The 11,208-nt window shown below is 44.3% G+C and carries 11 protein-coding genes; 6 read left to right on the top strand and 5 right to left on the bottom strand.

What is annotated here, in order from left to right; translation table 11 throughout:
* Positions 1-543: 543 nt before the first annotated feature.
* Positions 544-1,137: a Crp/Fnr family transcriptional regulator gene (locus QZ735_RS05835; RefSeq protein WP_294245491.1), complete on the bottom strand. Its 594-nt coding sequence runs from the start codon at positions 1,135-1,137 to the stop codon at positions 544-546.
* A 195-nt stretch (positions 1,138-1,332) separates the two neighbouring features.
* Positions 1,333-1,902, bottom strand: coding sequence for a ferritin-like domain-containing protein (locus QZ735_RS05830; protein WP_294245488.1), 570 nt, complete (start codon positions 1,900-1,902; stop codon positions 1,333-1,335).
* A 169-nt stretch (positions 1,903-2,071) separates the two neighbouring features.
* Here QZ735_RS05830 and QZ735_RS05825 point away from each other — a divergent pair, with 169 nt between their 5' ends.
* Positions 2,072-2,839: a succinate dehydrogenase/fumarate reductase iron-sulfur subunit gene (locus QZ735_RS05825; protein ID WP_294245487.1), complete on the top strand. Its 768-nt coding sequence runs from the start codon at positions 2,072-2,074 to the stop codon at positions 2,837-2,839.
* Between the two features lie 203 nt (positions 2,840-3,042).
* On the opposite strand, the gene QZ735_RS05820 is transcribed toward QZ735_RS05825, so the two are convergent.
* Both QZ735_RS05820 and QZ735_RS05815 read right to left on the bottom strand, forming a co-directional pair.
* Entirely contained in the window at positions 3,043-3,639 is a 597-nt protein-coding gene (locus QZ735_RS05820; RefSeq protein WP_294245485.1) for a Crp/Fnr family transcriptional regulator, read from the bottom strand.
* Positions 3,640-4,212: 573 nt separating this feature from the next.
* On the bottom strand, positions 4,213-4,515 hold the full coding sequence (locus QZ735_RS05815) for a hypothetical protein (protein ID WP_294245484.1): 303 nt from the start codon (positions 4,513-4,515) through the stop codon (positions 4,213-4,215).
* Between the two features lie 570 nt (positions 4,516-5,085).
* On the opposite strand from QZ735_RS05815, the gene QZ735_RS05810 reads away from it, so the two are divergent.
* The 4 genes from QZ735_RS05810 (at position 5,086) to QZ735_RS05795 (ending at position 9,695) form a co-directional block, all read left to right on the top strand.
* Entirely contained in the window at positions 5,086-6,582 is a 1,497-nt protein-coding gene (locus tag QZ735_RS05810) for an alpha-amylase (protein WP_294245482.1), read from the top strand.
* Positions 6,583-6,892: 310 nt separating this feature from the next.
* A complete protein-coding gene (locus tag QZ735_RS05805; RefSeq protein WP_294245479.1) occupies positions 6,893-8,131 on the top strand; it encodes a PQQ-dependent sugar dehydrogenase in 1,239 nt (412 codons plus the stop codon).
* A gap of 363 nt (positions 8,132-8,494) precedes the next feature.
* On the top strand, positions 8,495-9,055 hold the full coding sequence (locus QZ735_RS05800) for a DUF4256 domain-containing protein (protein WP_294245476.1): 561 nt from the start codon (positions 8,495-8,497) through the stop codon (positions 9,053-9,055).
* A gap of 133 nt (positions 9,056-9,188) precedes the next feature.
* Positions 9,189-9,695 carry a hypothetical protein gene (locus QZ735_RS05795; protein WP_294245473.1) on the top strand — a complete coding sequence of 169 codons (507 nt, stop codon included), beginning with the start codon at positions 9,189-9,191 and terminating at the stop codon, positions 9,693-9,695.
* Between the two features lie 46 nt (positions 9,696-9,741).
* On the opposite strand, the gene QZ735_RS05790 is transcribed toward QZ735_RS05795, so the two are convergent.
* Positions 9,742-10,773 (bottom strand): aminotransferase class I/II-fold pyridoxal phosphate-dependent enzyme, encoded by a 1,032-nt coding sequence (locus QZ735_RS05790; protein ID WP_294245470.1) that lies wholly within the window; start codon positions 10,771-10,773, stop codon positions 9,742-9,744.
* A gap of 85 nt (positions 10,774-10,858) precedes the next feature.
* Between QZ735_RS05790 and QZ735_RS05785 the strand changes: the two genes are divergently transcribed.
* A partial coding sequence (locus QZ735_RS05785; RefSeq protein WP_294245467.1) for a metal-dependent transcriptional regulator occupies positions 10,859-11,208 on the top strand: 350 nt, incomplete at its 3' end.

Raw genomic sequence — 11,208 nt, 5'->3', positions numbered from 1 at the left:
GGGCGGACCTTGCTCCGAAACCTGCCAGGATACCCGCTCCGAAGTCATCCAGTTCCTTGGTCGTCATTCCGGGTTGGGCATACCGGGTCATTTCCTTGAGGGTATAGGCAACGGCTTCACTTACTTTCTGCATTCCTGCAAATTCAGATTCATTGGTAATAGACATAATTTCAATTTTAACCAAGATACTTAATTCGCACGAACCCCGGAAAAGAAAGCCGGAAACGGGTCCCTGCATAACCGGATCTTAATAGATTACCAGCTTCACAACGTCTTTTTGTCCAATTGGTGGAAATACTTGTTTAAATCATGCTCCACCGGCTCTGTACTGCTCACTCTCACTATAAGCGTATCAGGCTTAAAGGGAGTATTTGTATACGAATTGATTACAAGGCTGCATGAACGCATCTTCTTTTGTGATAACATAACAAAGGCAGTTGCGGAAACTGCCTTTGCATCATGTTACATCAATGAAAAATCATAAGATTAAAAAGAGGATGCATTTCCAGTGCACCCGAATATCGTTTCGGATTTTTATCCTGTTCAATAATAGATTTTACGGTTTTTAATTTTTACAATATTGCTGTGGTGCATTTTCTTGATCGCGCGGATCACCGTTTCTATGCGGAGCCCGGTTAGATTGGCCAGCTGCTTCCGGGTAAGCGGAACCTGAAAAGAATACCGGCTTTCATCCGGGCTGTCTTTAAGGCTTTCCATCAACGACCTGATTTTAAAAACCGGATCAGTTGAAGAGATATTGAAAAGCATGATGTATTTGTTATATAGCCGCCCGGCGAGGTAATGGAACATATTCAGAGAAACTTCCGGATTCTCCTGTAAAAGCGTAAAAAAATTGCTTTTGGCAAGCTTCCATACGGTAGTGACCGATTTGGCCACGGCATTGGTAGGATATAACCGGTTATCAAAAAGGAAAGACTCGCCGATGCTTTCTCCGGTTGTCAGGATATTCTGGATAAATTCCTTACCGTCTTCGTGATAATTGGTGAGCTCTACAACACCTTCTTTAATCTGAAAATAATATTTCGGCATATTCCCTTCATAAAATACAGGGTCTTTAGGATTATAGTTTTCTTCTGTCGCACCATATGCCAGCAGTATATCTTCACTAATTACCATATATTAAATTATTATGGTTAAACAATGAATATTTCGTTCGATTTATCACTAATTATTCAACAAATAATAAACCATAAAGCATTATTTCAGCACTAAAAAATACCACATTTTAGTGATTTATGGAGGCTTTAAGCGCCTGAAAAAAAATAAGGAAACCATTAGGCTTCCTTATCTCTCCCGAATCCGGTCGGTTGGTTATTTTGCTTTACTGTTCAGGTTGGTGTCAGCCACCTTGGTTAACAGTTTATCGCATTTTTTTTCTTCGTCCAGAGTGGCAAGGAGATGCTTCAGGCACTCTTCTTCTTTCAGTACTTTTGCAAAGGCTGCCAGTGTTCCGTAGGTTGCAATTTCATAATGCTCCACTTTCTGTGCTGCTGCAATAATTCCTGCATCCCGTACCGGCCCGGCTTCCGTTTCCTCCATGATGCTTTTCCCTTCTTCCAGAAGCCCCTGCATGGCATCGCATTTCTTCGCCTGTGCTTTCTTGCCTATAGCCTTAAAGCATTTCTCCAGTCTCTCAATCTGGTTTTGTGTTTCGGCAATATGTTTTTCAATTCCGCTTTTCAGCTTTTTATCGGTTGCATTTTTCATCATCTGCGGCAATGCTTTTACCAATGCTTTTTCAGCCCAGTAAATATCCTTTAAAGAATCTTCAAAAAGATCTTTCAGTTCTTTGGCAGCGCCTTTCTTAGCCGGCTTCCCGGGAGATGAGGTTTTAGACGCAGTTTTCTTTGCAGTAGCTTTTGCCTTGGTCTTTGTTTCCATAATAAGTGGTGTTTGATAGTTGTTTACACATCATTAGTCAGCAAGTATAGGACCATCCTCTTTAAGATCCGCAGATAACGTCAGAAACTTTCCCGTGCATATGCCGCAACTCATAAAATGCCACCAAAAAGTAGGTTATCTTTAAAAAACATCAAATCCAATAATTCTTATGAGTGATCCAAGAAGTCTGAACCTGACACTGAAAATATGGAGACAGAAAAACAGGAAAACCAAAGGGCAGTTTGAAATCTACCAAGTGAAGGATATTTCCACCGGCGCATCGTTCCTGGAAATGCTGGATACCCTGAACGAACAGCTGATCCGTGATGATAAGGAACCCGTTGCCTTCGACCATGATTGCCGCGAAGGCATCTGCGGCACCTGTTCGATGTACATCAACGGCAGGGCCCATGGACCGGACAGCGGTATCACCACCTGCCAGCTGCATATGAGAATGTTTACCGATGGGCAAACCATCGTTATCGAACCTTTCCGGAGCGTGGCATTCCCCGTTATCAAAGATCTGATCACAGACCGCAGCGCCTTCGACCGGATCATGGCGGCAGGAGGCTTTATTTCCGTAAACACCTCGGGAAATACCCTTGATGCCAATGCCATTGCAGTGCCCAAGGAAGATGCAGACAAATCAATGGATGCCGCGTCATGCATCAGCTGCGGAGCCTGTGTAGCCTCATGCCCGAACGGGGCTGCCATGCTGTTTGTGGGAGCCAAGGTTTCTCACTTTGCCTTGCTGCCACAGGGAAAAGTGGAAGCCAGGCGGCGGGTGCTGAATATGGTGAAAGCCATGGATGATGAAGGATTTGGAAACTGTTCCGTTATCGGAGCCTGTGAAATAGAATGTCCCAAGCTTATTTCCCTTGATAACATTGCCCGCCTGAACAGGGAATACATGAGCGCATGGCTGGATACACAATAACGGGAGCCTTTGATCCTGATAAACCGGTAGCATAAACCCGGTCAGGCATGTACAGAAACAACATCATAACCTCTGTTATGATGTCGTTTTTTTAGCTGTATTTCGGAAAAAGCCCTGCCGAAATGCCTGCGACAGTCAGATCGCGGGCAGATCATGCAGAGCCAAAATGGAAAAAGTCTGATCAGTATATTTTTAATGAAGGGTCAGAAGAAAATCTTCCGGTTTTTGATTCTTACAATTTTATTTTTCTCCATGTTTTTAATGGTTCTGATGGCGGTCTCCACACAGATCCCCGTGAGGTTAGCGAGTTGCTGGCGGGTAAGCGGGATCCTGAAGGAAAAGGGATCCTGTTTTTCCTGGCCGCTCTTCAGATAGCTCATAACGCAGATCAGGCGGTCCGAAGGATTCTGGGATGAGTTTCTCTGCAACATCACATACTGGTAATACAGCCGGTCCGACATGGAAAGACACAGGCTTGCATACAATTTAGGATAGGTATCCAAAAGGCTGAAAAAATTTTCTTTACAGAGTCTCAGTACCTTGCATGAAGTAAGTGCAGTGGCCTCCATAGGATATTTCCTGTTCAGGAAAAGAAGTGCCTCACCGAAGCTCTGGCCTGAAGACATGATGTCCTGTATAAATTCTTTGCCGTCTTCCGTAAAGTTGTTCAGTTTCACCTGTCCCTCTACGATCTGGTAGTAAAACATAGGCGTGCTTCCTTCATGAAAGATAAACGCTCCCGCGCTATACGTCCTGATTTCCGCTCCTGCAGAAATGAGATAATTTTCGTTAATAACCATAATGTTTTTGTTTTTGTTAGCTGAATTATTTCATCCGTTTTTATTCTGTTCGTGTTAAAACTGATAAAAGAGAAAAAACCTACAGGGAAATACAATGGTTAAAATAATAATCAGATAGGGTATCTGTTGGCTGACTATTTCAGCAGTACCATATGATGAATCCGTATGGCTTACAGAAAGGTTATCAGCCTTTCATGCCAATAGAGTACAGAATAGCATCTGTTATCCGCAAAAAGTTTTTTATCGAGTTCAGCAGCTGAATGAAAAGAGTCAGGTACTGTATATCTGCTGATATTCCTTATGATAACCAAAACAGATGGGGACCGGAAGTCTTTTACAACAGACAACTGTCCCATCAGGCATAATTGTGATTGTATGGAATTTCATAATGTTATATTTGGTGGTGTACAGGATCAAAGGTAGAGATTCGGTCAAACCCTATTTATGACTTATGTCATATAAAAGCCGGTAACGATACCACTTCTTCTGAATTAAAAAACTCCTCATAAGAGGAGCTTAAAAACAAAAATGGAGTGAAAAACAATACAATATCTTTTGCAGTCCCATTCATTTCTATTGAAAATCGATCAGCCCTTCCGCCAGTCCTTTCCACTGGATTTTGGATATCCCGAAGATACCGCCGGCGGCAATAAAAAAGTTCCTGATCCTGTCGGTAAAACCGGCCCGGTAATTAGGCCTTTCATTCCGGCCATATACTGCAGATTTCAAAATGTTCCCTTCTCTGGAAATCATGATATTGGCAGTGGCTGCCGGACTGTAGAAATGAGCGATATTGCCTTTGGTTTTATTGGGGACCTTAGACGGGCGGCACATCATGAGGTAAGAGGTAATAGTGCCGGTGTCGCGGTGGGACATATTAACAATTTCCACCCAGTCATAGCCGTCAGCTTCCCTGGTTCCGGGGCCGGGGATGCCTATTCTGATGAAGTCCCCTTTTTTTGGAATCCGGTCAACCGGCTGCCCGGAACTGTCATAATGTTTAAATTCAGCTGCCGCTTTACCGCAGTAATCCTGCCAGCGGTTGACAGAAAAAAAAACGTCGTTTTAAAATTTCAAATTTGGCATCAATTTCAGCAATGCTGTATTGCTTAGTGCTTTCAGTATCATGGAATCCGCCGCCTTTCTGCAGAGGGACTCCCGGTATCTGTTTCGGTTTCATATCGTATCATGTAGGTGTTAAACAAAGGTACTTACTGCAATCCGAAATCCTTATGAGTAAAATCACAACCTCATATTTCACGATCAGGCTGATCAGGATCATGTTTTTTCCAGCCGGTATTTCCGAACTTGGAATTGATTAAATAAAACACTAATTTGTGAATCATTTAATACCGATGCGCAGAAGGCAGTGGATGCTGTATCTGATGTGGAAGTGAATTTATACCTAACATAGCCTGTCCAATACAGGCGAAAGATCTATAAACAATGAATGGAGTTATTATTCAGTATTTCCACTGGTATCACACCGGGGAACTTTGGAATGAATTTGCACGGAATGCCGCTTATTTAAGTGAACTGGGGATTACGGCTGCCTGGCTGCCACCGGCCAATAAATGCCACCTGGGAAGGGAAGGAAGAGGATATGACGTCTACGATCTGTACGATCTCGGTGAATTTGATCAGAAAGGAGGGATTCCCACCCGTTACGGAAGTAAAAAAGAATATCTGAATGCCATTGAAGCGGCTCACAAGGCAGGAATTCAGGTGTATGCGGATATCGTGCTTAACCACCGCATGGGCGCCGATGAAACGGAAGAGATTACGGTGCATGAGGTCGATGAAGAAGACCGCAACACCAGTATCGCAGAACCGATGAAAGTGTCGGCGCTCACCAAATTCACTTTTCCGGGGCGGAACGGGAAATATTCGGATTTTATCTGGGACCATCAATGTTTCAGCGGGATTGATGTCGTTACCCGGGGCAACAGGGAAGTCACCGGCATTTTTAAGATCCATAATGACAGCGGAACGGACTGGACCGATGATGTAAGCCATCAGCTGGGAAATTACGACTATCTGATGGGAGCCGATGTGGAATACCGCAATCCGCAGGTGGTACAGGAAATGAAAAAGTGGATCCGCTGGTATATGGAGACAACAAAGGCTGACGGGATCAGGCTGGATGCCCTTAAACATATTTCGCTGAAATTCCTGAAAGAATTCATTACTTTTATCAAGACCGAAATCAATCCGGACTGTTTCGTTCTGGGAGAATTCTGGAAGGACGAAGCCGGAAAGCTGGAGTCCTTTTCAGATCAGATGGATAGCCTGATCTCCTGCTTCGATGCTCCGCTGCATTATAATTTCTTCAAAGCCTCGGAAGAGGGCAGGGATTACGATCTTTCGAAGATTCTGGAAGGCAGTTTCCTGGAGAGAAAGCCGGTCTATTCTGTCTCATTTGTAGAAAACCACGATACCCAGCCGCTGCAGGCATTGGAATCCTCTGTTCAGGCGTGGTTCAAGCCGCTGGCTTATGCCATCATCCTGCTTTCCGAAGAAGCTTATCCATGTATATTCTACCCGGATCTTTTCGGTGCCCATTATACCGATACCAGAGACGACCGGGAGATCAGCATCAGCATGCCTAAAATCGGGGTGCTGCCTGTATTACTGAAAGCAAGGCAACAGTTTGCATATGGCAGGCAGATCAGCCATTTTGATGATCCCAACTGCATTGCCTGGATCAGGGAGGGCGATCAGGATCATGCAGGCTGTGTCGTCATTATTTCCAATGGTGATGAAGGTTGTAAGGAGCTGGATGTAGGCCATGAAAACAGGAATACCCGGTTCAGGGATTTTCTGGGGCGCCGGAAAGAGGAAATTGTAACCGATGGAAGCGGAAAAGGCATGTTTGCTGTTCATGCAGCTTCAGTAAGTGTATGGGTCCGGTCAGATGATAACGTTCAGCACTTTATGGAATGATCTCAAGTTCATCCTATAAGCTGCTTGCACCGTTCATACATAATTTTTCAGATCGTTAGAAAAGGACAGGCCTTTGGAGAACTGTCAGAAGTGCAATACGCTATTAAAAATTCACAAATTTATGAATTAAAACAACGTGTATTTCATAGCACCGGTAGCACTTCGGTACATTTTTGCCTGCCATTGATTTTAAAGAATAATATGCGGGTTGTGCTGCATACGCTGCTTATGTTATTTCATTAGAAAGTGAATCCGGCAGGGAATTTGCATAAAATCCGTAAAATTACACCTAATCATAAAATTTTATCACATGAAATTTAAATTCTATCATCTGATGATCGCTTCATCAATGCTTTTTACAGCATGTACCGAAACTATCGACGAAAATACTCCTTCAGATCCTGAAACCGGAACCGGGCTGCCGCCGGTGGAAAATGGCCAGGCCAATACCAGTTACCAACCCGCATTTGCAGGACAGACCAGAATTCAGGGCGTCAAGACGTCCACAGCTTTTAAGGCAACTGTTTTGTCTTCTTCACTATCATCACCCTGGGGACTCACAAGCTTGCCGGACGGCAGGCTGCTGATTACCGAAAGAGGCGGTACAATGAGGATAGCAACGGCTACAGGAAATCTAAGCGCAGCCATTACCGGCATCCCGGCAGTGAACGTTACGGGGCAGGGTGGTTTACTCGGCATCTGCGTAGATCCGCAATTTTCTTCCAACAGGATGATTTACTGGGTCTTTTCTGAAAACGTAGCCGGCGGAAACCAGACTTCAGTAGCAAAAGGCAGACTTTCCAATTCGGAAAATACGGTTGAGAACGTTACCGTAATCTACCGTGCAAGTCCCGCAGCCAATGTTGGCGGCCTGCATTATGGCGGCCGTATCCTTTTTGACAATACCGGAAACCTGATCGTCAGTACCGGCGAACGTTCGGATCTTTCGACAAGGCCGCTGGCACAATCCGTAACGGCAGCTTTAGGAAAAGTGCTCCGCATTACTAAAGACGGGCAGGCGGCTTCCGGAAATCCTGTATTTACACAATCAGGGGCTTTACCGGAACTGTACAGTATCGGTCACCGGAATCCGCAGGGTCTTGCGATACATCCTGTAACCGGGGAAATCTGGGAAAGTGAGCACGGACCGAGAGGAGGAGATGAAATCAACCGTGTTCAGGGCGGTGCCAACTACGGATGGCCTACGATTACGTATGGAATAGAATACAGCGGTGCCGTTATTGGGAACGGAATCCAGCAGCAATCGGGGATGCAGCAGCCCGTATATTACTGGGATCCTGTGATTTCGCCAAGCGGGATTACATTTTATAAAGGAAACAACATGCCGGAGTGGCAGAATAATCTTTTCGTAGCGGCCCTGAGCGGGAAGCATATTGCCAGACTGGTGATCAGCAATAATATGGTAGTAGGTGAAGAAAGACTGCTTGCTGACCAGGACCAGCGGTTCAGGGATATTACGCAGGGTACCGACAGTGCATTATATGCCGTAACGGACGAGGGGAAGCTCTACAGGATAGCAAAGCAGTAGAAGCAACAGAAACATTATATCATACGAAATAGCAAAGACTCATTAAATAATGGGTCTTTTTTATTAGAATAATCTAAAAGAGAGGTATTAAAAGATATGCGTACGAAAACTATTCATCATATAATTACAATTTAACATAATATAAATTATAGGATTTTTATCAAAAACGGCGCACTGGCTCATTCCCAGCCTTTTACAAAAAAATGTCGCCTGAATTTACGTCTTTTTCGGCTGATAACAACCATTCTGCATATTTACATAAAAGCCGGTAAATCCCGTATCTGTAATGCAGTATTGCAGGTATGGTTACTTCATATTATATTTGCTGTTATCACTAAAAATCCATGTCACACAACAATCGGTATGAGAATAAAGAAACTAACCCGCGAAGATGCTGAAAATTTTCTACAGTTTCTTCATGTACGCTTTGAAAAAAATATCAGCCGTCACAACGGTATGCATTGGGAAAACATCAGAAAAAAGCTTGAGAACAGTCCGCACAGCATGTGGTCGCTCTATCAGATGGAACAAACCGGCGGTGAGCCTGACGTCATTTCATATGATCCGGCTAAGGATGAATATCTTTTCATGGACTGTTCCCCGGAAAGCCCTTCCGGACGCAGAAGTCTTTGCTATGATCAGAAAGCCCTGGAATCCAGGAAAGCCAATAAGCCCTGTGGCAATGCCGTAGATAAAGCATCTGAAATGGGAATTGAACTGCTTAACGAGGATCAATACAGGATGCTTCAGGTTTCAGGCCCTTTCGATCTGAAAACATCAAGCTGGATACAGACTCCGGACCAGATCCGTTCACTTGGCGGTGCCCTTTTTTGTGATTTCCGGTACAATACGGTTTTCACCTACCATAACGGGGCTGATTCCTACTATGCGGCGCGCGGGTTCAGGGGCAGCCTGAAAGTTTGATCGGTTAATATTATGTTAAATCGGAAGTCGATCAAGGGCTTACTTTGTTAATTTTCAGTAAATTTATATCATTGTATTGATGATTTACTTACTTTTATCCTTACCGGGAATTAAATAAATACCAATAAAACTTATGAAAAAAACGATCTTACTGAGTACGATAACGGCTCTTATGCTTATGATACACTGCAATAAAAAAGCTGAGCCGGCGGCTCCGGATCAGTTGGTCACCGATACGGCGGTAGCAGCGGAAAAAAGCGCGGACACGTTAGGTGTCAAATCATTCTGCTACATGGGAGTAATCGGAAAAGATACGGTTTTTGTGAGCATTGACGATAATCTCGGTACCATTACGGGCAAGATGGCTACCAAAAACAATGAAAAAGACAGCAATAAAGGAACCTTATCAGGTTTTAAATCAGGTGACACACTGAAACTGACGTATGAATTCGCTTCCGAAGGCGTATCCGGCAATAAAAACGACCTGTATTTCCTGCAGACCAAAGACGGCCTGAGTGAAGGAATCGGCGAACGGGATGCATCCGGCACCCAATACGCCAGTGAAAAGAAAATTAAATACACTGGCGGAAGAATGCTGAAACCTGCTGACTGTACGCTGGTGACAAAATCTCTGAAGTAAAAAAGAGATCGATAGTAAAAAAGCAGCCACATTGGGCTGCTTTTTTTTAAAGTTCTTCCCGGATCATGGCAATCAGTTCCTCTACAGGTTCATCCGGCGTGTTCCATGAAGTAATAAGGCGGATGGCGGAATGGTTCTCTCCTACTTTTTTCCAGACATAAAAATCAAACTTTTCAGCCAGTTTCAGGATCAGATCATCCGGTAAAACAGGAAAAATCTGGTTGGTACAGGTTTCGGAGAGGAAACGTACATGCCTCTCTCCCATCGCTTTCCTTATTTTCGCGGCCTGCCGGTTGGCGTGCCTGGCCAGGTCGAAATACAGATCGTTTTTCATCAGTTCCAGAAATTGTATTCCCAAAATTCTTCCCTTGGCCAGCAGGGCTCCTTTCTGTTTGATGCTGTAGGCAAAATCTTCCTGCAGTTCTGTGTTGCTGATCACAATGGCCTCTCCTATCAAGGCTCCGTTTTTTGTTCCGCCGAGATAAAATATATCGGTCAGAGAAGCTACTTTTTCCAGCGTCAGGTCGCTGGTTTCGGCGGTCAGGCCATGTCCGAGCCTTGCACCGTCCATGAAAAGGTAGAGCTTGTGTTTTTTACAGAATACCGAAAGTGCTTCCAGTTCTGCAAAGGTATATACGGTGCCGAGTTCCGTGGAATTTGAAATGTAGACCAGCTTCGGCATCACCTGGTGCGGCACATTCCTGTGGCTTTCCAATACCGGTATAATGTCTTCCGGCGTCAGTTTGCCATCTTCTTTTTCAATACCTAATATTTTGTGGCCGGTGGCTTCAATCGCACCGGTTTCGTTATTGAGGATGTGGCCGGTAGCAGCAGATATGGCACATTGATAAGGCCTGAGTATGGAAGAAATAACCAGAAGATTCGCCTGGGTGCCGCCTGAAACGAGATAAACGGCCGCTTCCGGATTGCCTGCTTTTTCCCGGATGATTTGTTTTGCCTCTAAGGAATATGCATCTTCGCCATATCCTGCCTGCTGATCGAGATTATGCCTGAGAAGCGCCTGCAGGATTTCCGGATGGCAGCCCTCGGAATAATCGTTTTTAAATGAAAATTTCATATGGCAAAAGTAAAAAAAGTAAAAAGAACAATACCCCGGATTTGATAATATTTTGTTAGATTTGTCTATCATAAGATCTAACATTTTGAAAGCCACCCTCACTGAAGAAAACTACCTGAAAGCGCTTTTTCATCTTGTTGACCATGAGAATAAGGTCACCATCAATGAACTCAGCAAATTCCTGTCCGTTAAAATGCCGAGTGTAAACAATATGATGAAGAAGTTTGCAGAAAAAAACTGGGTACTTTATGAAACCTACAAGCCGTTGGTGGTTACCGGAACCGGAAGACGCGAAGCAGCACTGGTGGTGAGGAAACACCGGCTGACCGAAATGTTTCTGGTGAAAAAAATGAATTTTGGATGGGAAAATGTACACGAAATTGCCGAACAGCTGGAGCACGTCCACTCTGCTGTTTTCTTTGATAAAATGGATGA

The sequence above is a fragment of the uncultured Chryseobacterium sp. genome, assembly GCF_913776365.1.
Lineage (GTDB): Bacteria > Bacteroidota > Bacteroidia > Flavobacteriales > Weeksellaceae > Chryseobacterium.
This window is presented reverse-complemented; position numbering and strand designations above follow the sequence as displayed.

Coding starts and splice junctions, on each gene's coding strand:
- QZ735_RS05810 (WP_294245482.1), top strand. CDS start 5,086: ATGAATGGAGTTATTATTCAGTATTTCCACTGGTATCACACCGGGGAA.
- QZ735_RS05805 (WP_294245479.1), top strand. CDS start 6,893: ATGAAATTTAAATTCTATCATCTGATGATCGCTTCATCAATGCTTTTT.
- QZ735_RS05825 (WP_294245487.1), top strand. CDS start 2,072: ATGAGTGATCCAAGAAGTCTGAACCTGACACTGAAAATATGGAGACAG.
- QZ735_RS05790 (WP_294245470.1), bottom strand. CDS start 10,773: ATGAAATTTTCATTTAAAAACGATTATTCCGAGGGCTGCCATCCGGAA.
- QZ735_RS05830 (WP_294245488.1), bottom strand. CDS start 1,902: ATGGAAACAAAGACCAAGGCAAAAGCTACTGCAAAGAAAACTGCGTCT.
- QZ735_RS05815 (WP_294245484.1), bottom strand. CDS start 4,515: ATGTCCCACCGCGACACCGGCACTATTACCTCTTACCTCATGATGTGC.
- QZ735_RS05795 (WP_294245473.1), top strand. CDS start 9,189: ATGAAAAAAACGATCTTACTGAGTACGATAACGGCTCTTATGCTTATG.
- QZ735_RS05820 (WP_294245485.1), bottom strand. CDS start 3,639: ATGGTTATTAACGAAAATTATCTCATTTCTGCAGGAGCGGAAATCAGG.
- QZ735_RS05800 (WP_294245476.1), top strand. CDS start 8,495: ATGAGAATAAAGAAACTAACCCGCGAAGATGCTGAAAATTTTCTACAG.
- QZ735_RS05835 (WP_294245491.1), bottom strand. CDS start 1,137: ATGGTAATTAGTGAAGATATACTGCTGGCATATGGTGCGACAGAAGAA.